This window comes from Amycolatopsis sp. NPDC048633 (assembly GCF_040650695.1).
Classification (GTDB): domain Bacteria; phylum Actinomycetota; class Actinomycetes; order Mycobacteriales; family Pseudonocardiaceae; genus Amycolatopsis.
In genome coordinates, this window is record NZ_JBEZHS010000045.1 from 1 (window position 1) to 17,563 (window position 17,563).

Annotated in this window: 12 protein-coding genes and 1 pseudogene; 3 read left to right on the forward strand and 10 right to left on the reverse strand. The window is 71.7% G+C overall.

The genetic code is table 11. The features are described 5' to 3' along the window. Positions 1-96 (reverse strand): annotated as a pseudogene (locus tag AB0C38_RS43990) (hypothetical protein); the annotation flags it as partial. 24 nt (positions 97-120) lie between these two features. Between AB0C38_RS43990 and AB0C38_RS43995 the strand changes: the two are divergent. Beyond that, positions 121-522 carry a globin gene (locus AB0C38_RS43995; protein ID WP_257920085.1) on the forward strand — a complete coding sequence of 134 codons (402 nt, stop codon included), beginning with the start codon at positions 121-123 and terminating at the stop codon, positions 520-522. Then, positions 522-2,084 (forward strand): glycoside hydrolase family 13 protein, encoded by a 1,563-nt coding sequence (locus AB0C38_RS44000; protein WP_360685609.1) that lies wholly within the window; start codon positions 522-524, stop codon positions 2,082-2,084. The genes AB0C38_RS43995 and AB0C38_RS44000 overlap by 1 nt, the downstream gene beginning before the upstream one ends. Here the strand turns inward: AB0C38_RS44000 and AB0C38_RS44005 are convergent. From AB0C38_RS44005 to AB0C38_RS44040, 8 genes are all read right to left on the reverse strand, one after another. Continuing rightward, positions 2,081-2,521 (reverse strand): hypothetical protein, encoded by a 441-nt coding sequence (locus tag AB0C38_RS44005; RefSeq protein ID WP_360685612.1) that lies wholly within the window; start codon positions 2,519-2,521, stop codon positions 2,081-2,083. The two genes, AB0C38_RS44000 and AB0C38_RS44005, sit on opposite strands and share 4 nt — an antisense overlap. A gap of 54 nt (positions 2,522-2,575) precedes the next feature. After that, a complete protein-coding gene (locus AB0C38_RS44010; RefSeq protein WP_360685615.1) occupies positions 2,576-2,824 on the reverse strand; it encodes a hypothetical protein in 249 nt (82 codons plus the stop codon). Positions 2,825-2,879: 55 nt separating this feature from the next. Then, entirely contained in the window at positions 2,880-3,515 is a 636-nt protein-coding gene (locus AB0C38_RS44015; RefSeq protein WP_360685618.1) for a hypothetical protein, read from the reverse strand. Further along, positions 3,508-3,927, reverse strand: coding sequence for a thioesterase family protein (locus AB0C38_RS44020; RefSeq protein WP_360685621.1), 420 nt, complete (start codon positions 3,925-3,927; stop codon positions 3,508-3,510). Before AB0C38_RS44020 ends, AB0C38_RS44015 begins: the two co-directional genes overlap by 8 nt. Next, positions 3,924-8,921 (reverse strand): NAD-glutamate dehydrogenase, encoded by a 4,998-nt coding sequence (locus AB0C38_RS44025; RefSeq protein ID WP_360685624.1) that lies wholly within the window; start codon positions 8,919-8,921, stop codon positions 3,924-3,926. Before AB0C38_RS44025 ends, AB0C38_RS44020 begins: the two co-directional genes overlap by 4 nt. Before the next feature lie 466 nt (positions 8,922-9,387). Continuing rightward, complete coding sequence (locus tag AB0C38_RS44030) at positions 9,388-11,829, reverse strand: hypothetical protein (protein WP_360685627.1); 2,442 nt, start codon at positions 11,827-11,829, stop codon at positions 9,388-9,390. Between the two features lie 16 nt (positions 11,830-11,845). Beyond that, positions 11,846-13,522, reverse strand: coding sequence for an energy-dependent translational throttle protein EttA (ettA, locus tag AB0C38_RS44035; RefSeq protein WP_360685630.1), 1,677 nt, complete (start codon positions 13,520-13,522; stop codon positions 11,846-11,848). Positions 13,523-13,670: 148 nt separating this feature from the next. Continuing rightward, positions 13,671-15,689: a cytochrome c oxidase assembly protein gene (locus tag AB0C38_RS44040; RefSeq protein ID WP_360685633.1), complete on the reverse strand. Its 2,019-nt coding sequence runs from the start codon at positions 15,687-15,689 to the stop codon at positions 13,671-13,673. A 56-nt stretch (positions 15,690-15,745) separates the two neighbouring features. On the opposite strand from AB0C38_RS44040, the gene AB0C38_RS44045 reads away from it, so the two are divergent. Then, on the forward strand, positions 15,746-16,384 hold the full coding sequence (locus AB0C38_RS44045; protein WP_360685637.1) for a phosphoglycerate mutase family protein: 639 nt from the start codon (positions 15,746-15,748) through the stop codon (positions 16,382-16,384). On the opposite strand, the gene AB0C38_RS44050 is transcribed toward AB0C38_RS44045, so the two are convergent. Continuing rightward, a complete protein-coding gene (locus AB0C38_RS44050; RefSeq protein WP_360685775.1) occupies positions 16,358-17,518 on the reverse strand; it encodes an ATP-binding protein in 1,161 nt (386 codons plus the stop codon). The genes AB0C38_RS44045 and AB0C38_RS44050 overlap by 27 nt on opposite strands. Positions 17,519-17,563 lie beyond the last annotated feature (45 nt).

A 17,563-nucleotide genomic window follows, 5' to 3' on the forward strand; every position in this document is an offset into this window, starting at 1 on the left:
GACCTGGCCCAGCAGCCGGTTGGCCGGGTCCATCGTGGTCTCCCACAGCTCTTCGGCGTTCATCTCGCCGAGACCCTTGTAGCGCTGGATCGCGTCGGGAACCCGCACCCGGAAGGCAAAATGGAAGGCGTGTCAGCAGTGAGCGAACCGGCGAACCTCTACGAAGCTGTGGGCGGCGAACCCACGTTCCGCCGGATCGTCGGGCGGTTCTACGAAGAAGTCGCGCGGGACGAGATCCTGCGCCCGCTCTACCCCGAGGAGGACCTCGGCCCGGCCGAGGAGCGCTTCCGGCTGTTCCTCATGCAGTACTGGGGCGGCCCGCACACCTACTCCGACCAGCGCGGGCACCCGCGGCTGCGGATGCGGCACGCGCCGTTCAAGATCGGGCCGATCGAGCGCGACGCCTGGCTGCGCTGCATCCGGATCGCGGTCGACGAGGAGAACCTCGAGGAGCCCTACCGCGGGCAGCTCTGGGCCTACCTGGAGATGGCCGCCCACAGCATGATGAACAGCTTCGTCTGATGAGACCGGAGCCGGGAGAGCCCGCCTGGTGGCGGGACGCGGTGTTCTACCAGGTCTACGTACGCTCGTTCGCCGATTCGGACGGTGACGGCGTCGGAGACCTGGAAGGCATCCACTCCCGGCTCGGTTACCTGGAGCTGCTGGGCGTCGACGCGCTGTGGCTGACGCCGTTCTACCGCTCCCCGATGGCCGACCACGGCTACGACATCGCCGACCCCCGCGACGTCGACCCGATGTTCGGCACCCTCGGCGACTTCGACGTGCTGCTGACCGAGGCGCACAAGCGCAACATCAAGGTCACCGTCGACGTCGTGCCCAACCACACCAGCAACCAGCACGCCTGGTTCAAGTCCGCGATGGCGGCCGCGCCGGGCAGCCCGGAGCGCGACCGCTACGTCTTCCGCGACGGCGTCGGCCCGAAGGGCGAGGACCCGCCGAACAACTGGGTCAGCGCGTTCGGGGGGCCGGCGTGGACCCGCGTGCCGGACGGCCAGTGGTACCTCCACCTGTTCGCGCCGCAGCAGCCGGACCTGAACTGGACCAACCCGGAGGTCGCCGCCGACCTGGAACGCACCCTGCGCTTCTGGCTCGAACGCGGCGTCGACGGCTTCCGCATCGACGTCGCGCACGGCATGGCCAAGCCGCCCGGACTGCCGGACATGGACCCGCGGGCCGACGCGCTCGGGCCGAGCCACTACTACGACCCGCGGTGGGACTACGACGGCGTCCACGAGATCCACCAGATGATCCGCAAGGTGCTCGACGAGTTCCCGGAAGCGATGGCCGTCGGCGAGATCTGGGTGACCGACGAGGAGCGCCTCTCCCGGTACCTGCGCCCCGACGAACTGCACCTGGCGTTCAACTTCCGCCTGGTGCTGACCCACTTCGACGCCGACGCGATGCGCACGGCGATCCAGCGCTCCCTGACCGTGCCGGCGAAGGTCGGCGCGCCGGCGACCTGGACGCTGAGCAACCACGACGTCTGGCGCCAGGTCAGCCGCTACGGCGGGGGCGCGGCCGGCGTGCGCCGCGCGCGGGCGATGGCGCTGGTCGAGCTGGCGCTGCCGGGCGCGGTCTACCTGTACAACGGCGAAGAGCTGGGCCTGGCCAACGTGGACATCCCGCCTGCGGAGATGGCCGATCCGCGCGCGAAGACCAGCGGGGCCGAGTTCGGGCGGGACGTCTCCCGGGTGCCGCTGCCGTGGGAGGGCGACCTGCCGCCGTTCGGGTTCTCGCGCAACCCGCGGACCTGGCTGCCGATGCCGGCCGAGTGGGCCGGGCTGACGGTCGAAAAGCAGATCGAAGACGCCGACTCGACGCTTTCGCTGTACCGGCAGGCGATCGAGCTGCGCAAGACGCACTCGGCGTTCGGCGGCGACGAGCTGGAGTGGTACGGCGCGCCCGCGGGGTGCTTCGCGTTCCGCCGCAAGAGCGGCGGGCTGGTGTGCGCGTTGAACACGTCCGCGAGCCCGATCGCGCTGCCGCCGGGTGAGCTGCTGCTGTCCAGCAGCCCGCTGGTGGACGGGAAGCTCCCGGCCGACGCCGCCGCTTGGCTGGTCTAGAAGCGGGGAACCCAGGTGCCCGGCTTGACGACCTCGGCCGCCGCGGGCACCGGGCCGTGGGTGATCTGGTTGACGCGCTGGTGGGACAGGCCGACCAGGTCGGCGATCGCCCGTTGCGGGATCTGCCCGTTCAGCGTGGTGACCAGGCGGGCACGGACCCCTTCCCGCCACCGCGTCACTTCCTCGGCGAGCCGGTCCGCCTCCTGGTACTGCAGGACGAGCTCGGTCGCGTCCGCGTCGTCGAACTCGTAGCGCCAGCGGAGGTGGAACCGCTCGGCCGGGAGGCCGGTCAGGTTCGCGACGACCTTCCGCATGCCGGGGTCGACGTCGCCGAACTGCTTGAACTCACCCGTGGCGCCGTCGAGGCCGTCGGTCACCTTCGCGGTCCACACGGCGGCTTCGCGGGTCACGGTGATGGTGAACGCCGGGAACCTCATCAACTGGCTCACCTCCGGGAAGGCGCGGACTGTAACCAATCGGTCACGGACCTGTCAACCGCTCTGGTCGTCCGAGCCGTCGTCGAAGGCACCACTCGCCAGCCAGGCCACCAGCGCCGCGGCCTGGAGGTAGGGCGCCGCTTGGGCGGCCGCCCGGCCCACCGTTCGCGTGCGGCCCCACCTCTCAGGACGCTCGGCGCGCTCCGGCGCCTGCTCCCCCGGTGGCCGCTCGCGGCGCCACGGCGTCTCCTCCGCACGGACTCCGTCGAGGAAGTCCGCGGTCGGGTCGTCGTCCGGGGGCATGCCTCCAGGGTGCCACCGAAACCCGGCGCACGCCCGAGACGCAAGAACTCCGTAATCAGAACAGCAACGGCAGCAACGCGTGCCGGCGCCGGACGATCGCGCCGTAGCGGGCGTCGAGACGCAGCCACGAATCGGTCGCCGTCACGCGGACGACGTCGCCTTCCACGTCCGAGTCCACGAACCCCATGCCGGACATCGCGAACAGGCAGCGCATCTGGACCTTGATCTCCAGCGAGCCGCCGGTCACCGTCAGCACCGCCTGGTCCATCAGCGACGCCGGCGGGTTGCCGTGCGGGCCGGCGTTGTCGCGGGCCAGCGTCACGCCGCGGTCGGCGAGGTCCGCGACGACCGCCGCCGGGAGCTCGTCGACCCGCTGCCACGGCCCGGACGGCGGGAGCTCGCCGTGCCACAGGAGGTCGCGGGCCGGGCCCGGGTCCATCCGCGGGCCGCCCGCCACCGTCAGCGCCGCCAGCAGCTCGTTGCCGGACACCGTGACGTCGCCGGGGGTGACGTCACCGGCCACCGCGCGCGTGGCCAGGCATTCGAACGGCGTCGCCGTCCAGGCCTCGACCACGCCGTCGCCGCGCTGCCGCAGCCGCACGGCCGTCTGGCCGTCCAGCCGGACCGCGCGGGCGACGAAGGCGCCGAGGGTCTCCCGGTCCGCCGCGTCCGGCACCAACAACTCAGGCATCCGCGAACCCCTGCTTCAGAAACTCCGACTCGGGCGGGCTGAGCCTACGCGGCCGCAACGCGACCGTGTCGTACGGCGCCAGCACCGTCTCCGCCGTCACCGCGACCGGGTCGGACTCCGCCGGCCCGGCGTGGACCCGGTAGGCCAGCGTGAAGCTCGCCGCGCGCAGCTCCGTCAGGTCGATGCCGACGCGCAGCTCCTGCCCGGACACCACGATCGGCGCCTTGTAGGCGATCTCCAGCTTGACCACGACGATGCCCTTGGGCAGCTGCTCGAGCCCGGCCTCGACGGCGCCCTTGAACAGCAGCGGGATCCGCGCCTCTTCGAGCAGCGTCACCATCTTCGCGTGGTTGATGTGGCCGTAGACGTCCATGTCCGTCCAGCGCGGGCGGACGTGTGCAACGTAGGTCACCGCACCGTGCTCCGGATCTGCCGGGCCGCCACCGAAAGCGTCGCGAGGTCGAGCCGGCCGGACTTGGTGATCTCGTCGAGCGCGACGCGCGCCCGCTGCAACCGCGAGGCGTTCGTCGTCTCCCACTGGGCGATCTTGGCGTCCCCGCTGCTGCCCGGGTCGCTGTGCTTCAGGGCGTCCAGCGTGATCGCCCGCAGCGAGCCGTAGACGTCGTCGCGCAGCGAAAGCCGGGCGAGCGCGTGCCAGCGGTTGCCGCGCTCGAGCGCGCTGATCTCGGTCAGCATCTTGTCGACGTCCAGGTGCGCCGAAAGCGCGTAGTACAGCTCCGCCGTCTCCGCCGGGCTGTGCGGGGCGTCCACGCCGACCTGCTGCTCGGCGAGCTCGGCCACCTCGGTGACGTCGAGCAGGCCGAAGGTGTGCAGCAGCAGCGAGACGCGGCGAGCCAGCTCCTCGGGCACGTTCGCGGCGATCAGCTCGTCCACATGCTTCTGCACCGACTCCGCCTCGCGGCCGCGGAGCAGGTCGCCGATCTTCGGGACGAGCTTGCCCAGCACCCGGCCGAAGCGCTTGATCTCCGACAGCGGCGCCAGCGGCTGCGGCCGGTTGGTGAGGAACCAGCGCGCGGCCCGGTCGAGCAGCCGCCGCGTCTCCAGCACCATCGCGTCGGCGACGTCGGTGTGCACGACGTTGTCGAGCGCGTCGATCTCCTTCCACAGCGCCGGCAGGTCGAACACCTGCGTCACGACCGCGTACGCGCGCACCGCGTCGGTGGCGGTCGCGTTCATCTCCTCCATCAGCCGGTAGACGAAGGAGATGCCCCCGCCGTCGACGACCTCGTTGGCGATCATCGTGGTGATGATCTGCCGGCGCAGCGGGTGCTCCCCGATCGCGTCCGGGAACCGCTCGCGCAGCGGTTCCGGGAAGTACCCGGGCAGCCGGGCCGCGAAGACCTTCGAGTCGGGCAGGTCGCTGGCCAGCAGCTCGCCCTTCAGCTCCAGCTTGACGTGCGCGAGCAGGGTCGCGAGCTCCGGCGACGTGAGGCCCTTGCCCGCCTTCTCCAGCTCGCGGAACTCGGAGTTGCTCGGCAGCGCTTCGAGCTTCCGGTCGAAGGCGCCCGCGGACACCAGCGCCTGGACCTGGCGCGCGTGCACCGACAGCATCGGCGCGGCGTGCGCCCGGCTGACGCCGAGGACGGCGTTCTGCCGGTAGTTGTCGTCGAGCACCAGCGCGCCGACCTCGTCGGTCATCTCGGCCAGCAGCTCGTTGCGCTGGGCCTCCTCGAGCTTCCCGGTCTGCACCAGGTGGTCGAGCAGGATCTTGATGTTGACCTCGTGGTCGGAGCAGTCGACGCCGGCCGAGTTGTCCAGCGCGTCGGTGTTGATCTTGCCGCCCTCGCGGGCGAACTCGATCCGGCCGAGCTGGGTCAGGCCCAGGTTGCCGCCCTCGCCGAACACCTTGACGCGCAGCTGCTTGCCGTCGACGCGGATGGCGTCGTTGGCCTTGTCGCCGGCGTGGGCGTGGGTCTCGGACTCCGCCTTGACGTAGGTGCCGATGCCGCCGTTCCAGAGCAGCTCGACCGGCGCCAGCAGGATCGCCTGGATCAGGTCCATCGGTGCCAGCGCGGTGACGCTCTCATCGAGGCCGAGGGCTTCGCGGACCTGCGGGCTGACCGGGATCGACTTGGCCGAGCGGGAGTAGATGCCGCCGCCTTCGCTGATCAGCGAGCGGTCGTAGTCGTCCCAGGAGCTGCGCGGCAGGTCGAACAGCCGGCGGCGCTCGGCGAACGTCGAAGCGGCGTCCGGGTTCGGGTCGAGGAACACGTGCATGTGGTTGAACGCGGCGACCAGCCGGATGTGCTCCGAGAGCAGCATGCCGTTGCCGAAGACGTCGCCCATCATGTCGCCGATGCCGACCACGGTGAAGTCCTCGGTCTGGGTGTCCTTGCCCAGCTCGCGGAAGTGCCGCTTGACGCTCTCCCAGGCGCCCTTCGCCGTGATGCCCATGGCCTTGTGGTCGTAGCCGACCGAGCCGCCGGAGGCGAACGCGTCGCCCAGCCAGAAGCCGTACCGGGCGGACATCTCGTTGGCGATGTCGGAGAACTTCGCGGTGCCCTTGTCCGCCGCGACGACCAGGTACGAGTCGTCGGCGTCGTGCCGGACGACGCCCGGCGCGGGCACGGTCTTGCCCTCGACGCGGTTGTCGGTCAGGTCGAGCAGGCCGGAGATGAACATGCGGTAGCAGGCGATGCCCTCGTTGAGCTGGGCGTCGCGGTCGATGCTCGAGTCGCCGGTCGGGGCCGGCGGCATCTTCACGACGAAGCCACCCTTCGCGCCGACCGGCACGATCACGGCGTTCTTCACCGCCTGCGCCTTGACCAGGCCGAGGATCTCGGTGCGGAAGTCCTCGCGGCGGTCCGACCAGCGCAGGCCCCCGCGCGCGACCTCGCCGAAGCGCAGGTGCACACCTTCGACGCGCGGTGAGTAGACGAAGATCTCGAACCGCGGCCGCGGCTCGGGCAGGTCGGGCACGCCGGCCGGGTCGAGCTTGATCGCCAGGTAGGTCCGCTGGTTCCCGTCGGCGTCGGTGACGTGGTAGTTCGTCCGCAGCGTGGCCCGGATGACGGCCATCAGCCGGCGCAGGATGCGGTCCTCGTCGAGGCTGGTGACCTCGTCGATCATCGCGCTCAGCTCGCTCGTCAGCGCTTCGGTGGCGGCTTCGCGGTCGGCGTCGCCCAGCTGCGGGTCGAAGCGGGCCTCGAACAGCCTCAGCAGCTTCGTCGCGACCTGGGTGTGGTTCAGCAGCGTGTTCTGGATGTAGTCCTGGGAGAACGCGCTGCCGGCCTGGCGCAGGTACCGGGAGTACGCGCGCAGCACGGCGGCCTGGCGCCAGGTCAGCCCGGCGCGCAGGACCAGGCCGTTGAGCCCGTCCACCTCGGCGTCTCCGCGCCAGGCGGCCTCGAAGGCGTCCTGGAAGCGGCCGCGCAGCTGCTCGACCGCGTGGTCGTCGCCCTCGTCGAGCATCTTCTGGGCGACGCGCAGGCCGAAGTCGTAGATCCAGCAGGCGCCGCCGTCTTCGCGGTGCAGCTCGTACGGCCGTTCGTCGACCACCTCGACGCCCATGGCCTGCAGCACCGGGAGCACCTTCGAGAGGGTGACGCCTTCGCCGCGCAGGTAGAGCTTGAAGCGCCGTTCGCCCGGCTCGGCGTCGGCCGGCCGGTAGAACGACAGCGCGAGGTCTCCCTCGTCGGTCAGCGAGTCGAGGGAGCGGAGGTCGGCCAAGGCCTCTCCGGCGGCGAAGTCCTCCTTGTAGCCCTCGGGGAAAATGCTCGCGAAGCGCTGGCCCTGCTCGGTCGCCGACTCTTCGCCGAGGACGCCGACGGCCACGCCGCCGTCCGACCGCTCGCGGCGTTCGTCCAGGACCGCCTCGACCATCCGGTCGTCCCAGCTGCGGACGGCGTCGTTCAGCCGGTCCTGGATCCGCGGTGTGTCCGGCTCCAAGCGGCGCGCGGGATCGGTGTGCACCATGAAGTGCACCTGGGCGAGGACGGTCTCGCCGATGCGGGCGCTGTATTCGAGCTGGGTGCCTTCGAGCTCCTCCAGCAGGACTTCCTGCATCGCCAGCCGCGACCGCGTCGTGTAGCGGTCCTGCGGGAGGTAGACGAGGCAGGAGTAGAAGCGGCCGTACGGGTCGCGGCGCAGGAACAGCCGCAGCCGGCGGCGGTCCGACAGCGTGATCGCGCCGGTGGTCGTCGAGTACAGCGAGTCGGTGTCGGCGGAGAACAGGTCGGCACGCGGCCAGTTCTGCAGCACCTCCAGCATCCGCTGGCCGGAGAAGGACTCCATCGGGAACCCGGCGCGGTGGATGACCTCGCGGACCCGGTTGCAGACCACCGGGATGTCGAGCACGTTCTCGTGCAGCGCGGTGGTGGTGAACATGCCGAGGAAGCGGTGCTCGCCGGTGACGTTGCCTTCGCCGTCGAAGGTCTTCACGCCGACGTAGTACGGGTAGACCGGCCGGTGCACGGTCGACGGCGCGCTCGCCTGGGTCAGCACCAGCAGCGTCGGCGAGAGCGCGGACGCGGCGGTGTCCGGGCCGGCGGTGAGGCCGCGGGCGGCCAGGCTGTCCTGGCGCAGCACCCCGAGCCCGGAGGCCAGCACCGCGCGCAGGGCCGGCACAGTCGATTCTTCGGAGTCCGGGTGCGGGTTCTCGACGAGCTCGTACCGGCGGTAGCCGAGGAAGGTGAAGTGCCCGTCGGCCAGCCAGCGCAGCAGGCGGGCGCCCTCGGCGACCTCCCCGGCCTGGGCCAGCTGCGGCGGGTCCGTCTCGAGCTCGCTCGCGAGCTGGCAGGCCGTCTGGGCCATCTTCTCGGCGTCCTCGACGACCTCGCGGACGTCCCCGAGGACGCTGGCGAGGCGGTTGTCGAGCTCGCGGGCCCGGTTCGGGTCGGTGACGAAGTCGATCTCGATGTACATCCACGACTCGGCGGCCGAGTTCGCGGGCGGGTTGCCCGGGTCGGCGTCGGGGTGGACCTCCTGCAGCTCGCCGGTGAGGTCACGGCTGACGACGATGATCGGGTGGACGATCCGCTGCACCTGCACGCCGTCGCGGGCGAACTCCGCGGCGATCGAATCGACGAGGTAGGGCATGTCGTCGGTGACGACCTGCACGACGGTGGCTTCGCGAGCCCAGCCGTCTTCGGCGACGGTGGGGTTCAGCAGCCGCACGGCCGGGCGGCCGGGCATCCGGTGCTTGGCGAGCTGCAGGTGCGAACGCACCGCGCCGACCAGGTTGACGGGCTCGTCGCCGACGATCTCCTCGGCCGGGATGTGCCGGTAGTAAAGCCGGATGAGCTCCCCGATCTCCGGCGCCAGGCCGGCGGCGGCGTCGATCAGGTCGTCCCTGATCTGCTCCGGGCTGGCCGGGGAGCGCTGACCGAATTCGGGTTCGGTTTCGGCTCCGGTTCCGGGTAGGGACGAGACTCCGGTCGAGCTCATTTGAGGCAACTCTCCAGTATTCGTGAGATGGCACCGCGCCGGTTCGGCGTTGAAGTCCGGCCACCCCACACTAATGCGCCCCGGCCGGGGATCACATGAAGACCCGGGGGTTCCCCAGTGTCGGAAAACCCTTCCGGGCCAGCGGATTCGCATGATCGGTCAAGCTACTGACGGGTTGCGTTCCGGGGCGCCGCGCGCCGCTGACCAGCCCGGCTCGACGGGCGTTACCTGAGGTAGAGCCAACATGATCGGTTCAGCTGACGGGCCGCGGCGCCGCTCGGCGAACGTTGTCGGCCGGTCGGCGACGTAGGAGTGCGACGGATCCCACTGTTTCCGGGGCCGCGGCAGGTCGGCGACGAATAGGGGTGTCTCGCCGACGCGGGGCGGCCGGTGACGACCTGAACGACTCGTTCATGTCGTCCGGCGTCATGAACGAGTCGTTCATGACGTCGCCGGCGGACTCCGGTCAGTCGCCCGAGCCGTGGCGGCGGGACTCGGCGCCGTGACCGTTGCGGCCGTGACCGTTGCGGCGGCCGGTGTCCTGGGAACCCAGCTGCTTGACGAGCGCGGCCGCGCTCGCGGTGCCCGCCTGGTGCTCGGCGAGCGCGCGGGCCAGCAGGTCGGCGAGGCCCGCGTCCGGCGGGGGCTCGTCCTCCGCGATGGCGCGCGCGTAGCTCTCCGGGAACGGTGCCGTGGCCGGCGTCCAGTGGCCGAAGTCCTCCATCGGCTCCAGCGTCGGCGGCATCCGCAGCCGCGGCAGCCAGGGCTCGGCTTCGTCGCGGTAGTCCGGCACCGACGGCGGCTCGTCCTCCGGCCTCGGCGGCGGCGCGAGCTCCGGCTCGGGACGGGCCTCGGCGCGCTCGCGGCGCGGGCTTTCGGCGGGCCGCTCGGTGCCGGTTTCGCGCGGGCTTTCCGCGTCCTCCGCCCGGCGGCGGCCGCCGCCCGCGCCGCCCGACGACGAGATCCCCAGGCGGTCCAGCACCGACCGGGCGGCCTCCGAGCCGTGCTCGGCGTCGTGCCGGGTCGACGGCTGCGGTTCGCGCCGCGCGTCCGGCTCCCACGGCTCCCGTTCGGCGGCGGGCTCGGGCGCCAGCGGCAACGCCGGGGTGACGCGCGTGGGCGCCGACTCGCGTTCGGCGGCGGTCTCCCGCAGCCGCGATTCGGCGAGCGCCGCCCAGGAGAACTTGGTCTTCCCGTTCTCGGCGGCCGCAGGCGGCGGTTCCGGCTCGCTCCGGCGTTCGGCCGGCGGCTCGGGACGCCGCTCCGGCGCGCTGCTCCGGACCTCGATCGGCGCCGGAGGCTCCTCGGCCGGTTCCGAACGGAAATCGGGTGCCGCAGGCCGGACCGGCTCGGCCGGCTCGCGAGGACGTTCGGCTTCGGGTGCCGGCGCGGACCGGACTTCGATGGGTTCCGGCTGCCGGCGACGCCCCGTCGGCGGAGTCCCGGACCGCACCTCGATCGGCTCCGCCCGGACCGGCGACGGCCGCCGCTCCACGACCACCGGCTCCGGCCGCACGCGAGGCTCCGCGGGCTCGTCCCGCACCGCTGGCATCACCGACGTCTCGGCCGCGTCGGCGGTCACGCGCGGCCGTTCGAACGACCACGCGGGCGCCGGCTGCCGCGGCTCGGGCTTGGGTGTCTCCTCGCGGCCGAACGACCAGGCCGGCGTCCGCGGCGCGGGTTCGGGCGCCGGCGGCGCGGCGACCGGCTCGGCCGGGACCTCCGGAACCGCGGCGATCACCGGGACCGGCCGCGACGGCACCGCCTTCAAAACCTCGTCGAGGTCCACCGACGCCGGCTCCCCGCTGCCGAACTCGCCGGCCAGCACGTTGCACGCCTGCCGCCGGGCCCGCGCGTGGAGCTGCTCGGCCGCCCGCGAGCGGTACAGGCACGCGATGGCCTCCTCGGCCTGCCCGAACCGCTCCTGCAGCTGCGCCAGCTCCAGCCACAGCCGGGCGGTGACCGCGGACAGCCCGTGCCGATCCGTGCTCGCCACGGCTTCGCGGACCAGCTCCATCGCGGCCTCGCCGGAGCCGGACGGCAGGTGGATCCGGGTCGCGACGGCCAGCCGCAGCCAGCCCATCGGCGCGACGCCGGCCGCCCGCACCGGCTCGGCCAGGACCGGCTCGGCGATCTCGTACGCCATTTCGGCGTCGCCGCGGTCGAGCAGCGTGCTCACCAGCAGCAGCACCAGCCGGATCCGGACGAGGCCGCCGTCGTCGGCCGGGTTGTCGAGCTTCTCCAGGAAGCCCAGGCCGGTCCGGGCGGCGTCGGCCGCCGCGGTCAGGTCGCCGTGGCGGCGCCGGTGCGCGGCCGTGCCGACGCGCAGCAGCGCCCGCACCAGAAGCTGGGTGTCGGCGCCCAGGGACTCGTCGCCGAGGACGAGCTTGTCCGCCTCGACGAGCACGCGGTCCAGCTCCGACTTCCGCCCGATCTGCGCGAGGCAGCCGACGAGGTGACAGAGCGCGGCGGCGCGGTGCACCGGCGACACCACCGGGTCCGTGAGGACCGGCCGCAGCGCGGCGAGCCCGGTCAGCGGCACGCCCAGGCTGCGGGCGCAGACGGCGAGGTCGATGCGCAGCCGGGCGGCGATGTCGCCGTAGCCGGCGTGCTCGGCCGCGCGCAACGCCGCGACCGCCCGCCCGACCGTGCCCGGCCGCTCGCCGAGCCGGACGCGCGCTGACACGACCAGGCTCTCGGACCGGATCCACTGCTCCTCGGCACCGGCGGCTTCGGACAACGCGGCCGCGCGCTCACCGAGGACGAGCGCGAGCTCGGGCGCGCGCAGGTGCAGGGCGTCCGCCCGCTCGATCAGCCGGCCGACTGCGGAGAGGGTTCCCCCGGCATTGGCGGCGCGCCCGCTCTCGTGGGAAAGCGAGCCCGTCCGGTGCTGCTTGCTGGCTTCCACGGGGAAACCCGCCCCCTCAGTCGCGGGTCAGCTTGCGGTGGGTGACACGGTGCGGGCGGGCGGCCTCGGCGCCCATCCGCTCCACCTTGTTCTTCTCGTACCCTTCGAAGTTGCCCTCGAACCAGAACCACTGCGACGGGTTCTCGTCGGTGCCTTCCCAGGCCAGGATGTGCGTCGCGACCCGGTCGAGGAACCACCGGTCGTGGGAGATCACGACGGCGCAGCCGGGGAACTGCTCCAGCGCGTTCTCCAGCGAGCCCAGCGTCTCGACGTCCAGGTCGTTCGTCGGCTCGTCGAGCAGGATCAGGTTCCCGCCCAGCTTGAGCGTCAGCGCCAGGTTGAGCCGGTTGCGCTCACCACCGGAGAGCACGCCCGCCGGCTTCTGCTGGTCCGGGCCCTTGAAGCCGAACGCGCTGACGTACGCGCGCGACGGCATTTCGGTCTGGCCGACGTGGATGTAGTCGAGCTCGTCGGAGACGACCTGCCAGACGGTCTTCTTCGGGTCGATCCCGCCGCGGTTCTGGTCCACATAGGACAGCTTGACCGTCTCGCCGATCTTGACGATGCCGTCGTCGGCCTCCTCGAGCCCGACGATCGTCTTGAACAGCGTGGTCTTGCCGACGCCGTTCGGGCCGATCACGCCGACGATGCCGTTGCGCGGCAGGTCGAACGACAGGCCGTCGATGAGGACGCGGCCGTCGAAGCCCTTCTTGAGCTTGTCGACCTCGACCACGATGCTGCCGAGCCGCGGGCCCGGCGGGATCTGGATCTCTTCGAAGTCGAGCTTGCGGTGCTTGTCCGCCTCCGCCGCCATCTCCTCGTAGCGGTCGAGCCGCGACCGGGACTTCGTCTGGCGGGCCTTCGCGTTGGAGCGCACCCACTCGAGCTCGGTCTTCAGGCGCTTCGCGAGCTTCATGTCCTTCTTGCCCTGGACCGCGAGGCGTTCCTGCTTCTTCTCCAGGTACGTGGAGTAGTTGCCCTCGTAGCCGACGACGCGGCCGCGGTCGATCTCCATGATCCACTCGGCCACGTTGTCCAGGAAGTACCGGTCGTGGGTGACGGCGAGGACGGCGCCGGCGTAGCGGGAGAGGAACTGCTCCAGCCACAGGACACTTTCGGCGTCCAGGTGGTTGGTGGGCTCGTCGAGCAGCAGCAGGTCGGGCGCGGACAGCAGCAGCTTGCACAGGGCGACGCGGCGGCGCTCACCACCGGAGAGGTGCGAGACACCCTCCTCGGGCGGCGGGCAGCGCAGCGCGTCCATCGCCTGCTCGACGGTCGAGTCGAGCTCCCAGGCGTCGGCGTGGTCCAGCTCCTCCTGGAGCTGGCCCATCTCCTCCATCAGGGCGTCGCTGTAGTCGGTCGCCATCAGCTCGGCGATCTCGTTGTAGCGGTCGAGCTTGGTCTTGATCTCGCCGAGGCCCTCCTCGACGTTCCCCCGGACCGTCTTCTCCTCGTTGAGCTCCGGCTCCTGCATCAGGATGCCCACGCTCGCGCCGGGCTGGAGGAACGCTTCGCCGTTGCTGGCCTGCTCGATCCCCGCCATGATCTTGAGAACGGTGGACTTACCGGCACCGTTCGGCCCGACCACGCCGATCTTGGCGCCGGGGTAGAACGCGGTGCTGACGTCGTCGAGGATGACCTTGTCCCCGACGGTCTTGCGCACCTTCTTCATGGTGTAGATGAACTCGGCCATACCGACGATCGTAGAGCGCACCTGATCGCGACCTGACGCCGGTCACCGTCGGACTACCGAAAGTCAGCCCGGGATCACCGCGAGAACACCGAAACCGCCGTTTTGCCGGGCTCCGGGAACGGTCTCACCCTCAACCGGAAGTCGAGACTCAGTCGGCCCGTTTGCCGTCGGCGAGGTTCTTCAGCATCGCGTTGTACGCGTTCAGCTCCTCGTCGCCGGTCGCCGCTTCGCGCCTGTCCCGCCGCTTCGCCTCGCGCTCGTCCTGGCGCGACCACTGCACCAGCAGCGCGATCAGCACCAGCAGCACCGGGAGCTCGCCCGCCGCCCAGGCGATGCCGCCGCCGAGCCGCTGGTCGGTGAGCAGGTCGGACACCCACGGCAGGTGCAGCTGGCCGTAGAACGCCTGCCCGATCACGGTCTGCTTGCTCATCAGGATCACGCCGAAGAAGGCGTGGAACGGCATCGCGGCGAACATCATGCCGAGCCGGCCGAGGTACGGGATCCGCCGCGGCGCCGGGTCGACCCCGATCACCGGCCAGTAGAAGACGTACCCGGCGAGCAGGAAGTGCGCGTTCATCGCCAGGTGCGCCCAGTGGTAGTTCAGCGCGTTGTCGAAGATGCCGGAGAAGTAGAGCGCGTAGAACGAGCCGACGAACAGCAGCAGCGCGACCACCGGGTGGGTCAGGAACCGCGAGACCGGGGAGTGCACGAAGGCGACGAGCCACTCACGCGGCCCCGGCGGGGCGTCCTTGCCCGCGGCCGGCAGGGCGCGCAGCGCCAGCGTCACCGGCCCGCCCAGCACGAACAGCACCGGCGCCACCATCGACAGCAGCATGTGGTTGCCCATGTGCACGCTGAACATCGCGGGCGCGTAGCGGCCGATGCCCGACGACGTCGCGATCAGCAGCACGACGCAGCCGACGATCCAGGCGACGGTGCGGCCCACCGGCCAGGTGTCGCCGCGGCGCAGCAGCCGCTGCACCCCGGCGAGGTACAGCCCGCCGAGCACGAGCGCGAGGGTGCCGTAGACCAGGTCGAAGCGGGTGTCGAAGAGCAGCCGCCACACCGTCGGCGCGCCGTCGAGGTTGTAGCCGATGAGCAGCTCGGTGGTGGACGGCTGGGTGACCGCGTCCGCCGGTGGCGGCGTCCTGGCCAGCCCGGACGCGATCCCGATGGTGACGAACATGATCAGGATCTCGACCGCGGCCAGCCGCATCAGCTGGCCGCCGCCCTTGCCGTCGACGAGGTCCGCGACGCCCTTGCGGCGCTGCTGGTGGCCGAAGACGCCGAGCAGCAGCAGCGCGACCGTCTTGGCGACGACCAGGAGGCCGTAGTCGGTGGTGAACAGGTCGCCGAGACCGATCCGGACCAGCGCGTTGACCACGCCGGAGATCGCCATCACGATCCAGCAGACCAGCGCCAGCCGCGAGAACCGCTGCGCGGCGAGGGTCAGGTGGTTCCCGCGCCGGTACGCCAGTGCCAGCAGCGCGATCAGCCCGCCGACCCAGAAGGACGCGGCGACGAGGTGGAACAGCAGGCTGTTGGTGGCGACGTCGTGCGAGCCGCCGCTGGCGGAGTGCCCGGTGACCGCGACCGGGATCAGCCCGCCGACGGCCAGGAAGAACAGCACCGCCGTCCAGCCCCACGACAGCGCGAGCCGGCAGCCGAGCGCGACGAGAATCGCGATCAAGGACGTCCACAGCCAGGCCTTCGGCTGCTCGATGGCGCCGACGAGGTCGAGCAGCGTCTGCGGGTCCAGGACCTCGCCGAACGGCTTCCCGGCGGTGTCGGCGGCGGTGAAGGCGACCGAGAGCAGGGCCGCGCCGAACCACACCCAGGCGGCGATCCCGGCCGCGCGCACGGCGCCGTAGCCCTCCGGGCCGAGCGTGCCGGACTTCTGCGGCGGCACCAGGAACGCGGCCAGCAGGAGCGACCCGACGCAGATCACCGACGCGGCCTCGGAGAGCACGCGCATGACGGTGATGCCGTACTTGGTGACCAGCCCCGGATCCGGCAGGCCCGCGATGACGTAGCCGGCCCCGCCGGTGAGTGCGATCAGCCCGATCGCGACGACGGCGGCCAGCAGCACGCCGACCGCGAGCAGGGGCAGCACACTGGCCCGGCGCTGCGTCGGGACGTCGGATTTCGTCACGCTCTCGCTGGACACGCCCCAGAGGGTATGCCCAGCCCCGGTCAGGCCCGTGTGACGGGCAGGATGGGAGCGTGAAGATGATCCTCCTGCGGCACGCCGAGTCGCTCGGCAACGTCGACGAGCTCGCCTACACGCGGATCCCCGACCACGCCCTGCCGCTGACGGACCGGGGCGAGCGGGAAGCGCTTGCGGTGGGGCCGGAGATCGCCCGGTTGCTCGACGGCGAGCGGCCCGCCGTCTACGTCAGCCCGTACCTGCGCACGCGGGAGACGTTGCGGCTGCTGGACATCCGGGCGTCGTGCGAACGGCTGCTGCCGGAGCCGCGGCTGCGCGAACAGGACTGGGGCAACCTCCAGGACCCGGCGGACCAGGAGATCCAGAAAGCGCGGCGCAACGAGTTCGGGCACTTCTTCTACCGGCTGCCGTTCGGCGAGTCGGGCGCGGACGTCGACGACCGCGTCGCGGGGTTCCTTTCGGACCTGCGCCAGCGCGACGAAGGTCACCCGGACACGGTCCTGATCGTCTCGCACGGGCTCACGCTGCGGCTGTTGTGCCGCCGGCTCTTCGGCTGGAGCATCGAGCTTTTCGAGTCGCTGTCCAACCCGGGGACCTGCGAGTACCGCGTCCTCGAAGAGCAGGGCGGCAAGTGGTCGCTGGACCGCCCGTTCGCGCAGTGGCGGGACTCACCCGACGGGGAAACGCAGCTCTAGCGGCGCCGTCAGCACGACGCGGGTGCCCTGGCCGGGCGCCGAGTCGATGCGCGCGGTGCCGCCGATCTCGGCCAGCCGGGCGTGGATCGAGTTCTCGATGCCGAACCCGGCGCGGTGGGCCCCGGCGTCGAAGCCGGTCCCGTGGTCGCGGACGGACACCGTGACGATGCCGTCGTGCTCTTCGAGGCACATGACGGCTTTGAGCGTCTTCGCGTGCTTCAAGGTGTTTCGCAGTGCTTCGCGAGCCGCGTCGTGCAAGGAGTTGACGACGCTCTCGGGGACGTCGGCGGGCTTCGCGAGCGCGACGAGGTCGACGCGCAGGCCCTCCGCCGTCATCTCGACCGCCAGCGCGCCGAGGCGGTGCTCGAGACCGCCCGGCTCGGCGGGTGCGTCGCCGTCGAGGCTCAGCCGCAGGCGCAGGGCGTGCGCGCGGGCGATGCGGCGGACCTGGTCGAGGCTGCCGACCGGGTCGAGGCCGTCGCGGGGCGCCGGCAGCGCGAGCGACTCCATCACCTGCAGGACCGTGTCGTGCAGGTCGCGCCGGTACCGCTCCCGTTCCGCGGCGCGGCCGCGCTGCTCCCCGAGCCGGTGGGCGAACCGCATCGCCCCGGCGACGAGCATGACGATCGCCAGCGCCGTCGCGGCGGCCGCGACCAGGGCGAGCACGATCCACGTCGCGGGCGCCGACGTGCCGGACACCACGGCCATGCCGTAGCGCAGGAACACGGCGCCGGTGATCGCGATCGCGCCCGCCGGGGCGCCGCGCAACAACGTCCAGACCATGACCGTGCCCATGATGTTCGGCCAGGTCAGGGCGAGCAGATCGGGCGCGTGCCCGGCGAACAGCGCCGCGGCGATGCTCGTGAAGAGCGTGTACGCGGTGTCGGCGGCGAGCACCGGCCGGATGCCGGTGCTGCGGTGGAAGACCCAGGCCACCTCGGCCAGGTTCGGCAGGAGGTACAGCACGATGGCGACGCCGATCACCGGCGCGCCCAGCGGGCCGCCGGCCCAGATCGCCTGCAGGAAAAGAGCGAGCCGGAACGCCACCGGCACGAGCACGAGCCTCGGCACCGCCCCCTGCACGAGCGGGAGCCCGGCTCCGCCGGCGAGCGCCCCCGCTCCGCCGAGCAGCACAACCCTCACGACGTCCTCCCCGGGTCAAGGCCCCTACCCTGACCA

What these genes read in the sequence shown, in the direction of transcription:
- AB0C38_RS44005 (WP_360685612.1), bottom strand. Translation starts at nt 2,521, where the DNA reads ATGAGGTTCCCGGCGTTCACCATCACCGTGACCCGCGAAGCCGCCGTG.
- ettA (WP_360685630.1), bottom strand. Translation starts at nt 13,522, where the DNA reads ATGGCCGAGTTCATCTACACCATGAAGAAGGTGCGCAAGACCGTCGGG.
- AB0C38_RS44010 (WP_360685615.1), bottom strand. Translation starts at nt 2,824, where the DNA reads ATGCCCCCGGACGACGACCCGACCGCGGACTTCCTCGACGGAGTCCGT.
- AB0C38_RS44025 (WP_360685624.1), bottom strand. Translation starts at nt 8,921, where the DNA reads ATGAGCTCGACCGGAGTCTCGTCCCTACCCGGAACCGGAGCCGAAACC.
- AB0C38_RS44015 (WP_360685618.1), bottom strand. Translation starts at nt 3,515, where the DNA reads ATGCCTGAGTTGTTGGTGCCGGACGCGGCGGACCGGGAGACCCTCGGC.
- AB0C38_RS43995 (WP_257920085.1), top strand. Translation starts at nt 121, where the DNA reads ATGGAAGGCGTGTCAGCAGTGAGCGAACCGGCGAACCTCTACGAAGCT.
- AB0C38_RS44000 (WP_360685609.1), top strand. Translation starts at nt 522, where the DNA reads ATGAGACCGGAGCCGGGAGAGCCCGCCTGGTGGCGGGACGCGGTGTTC.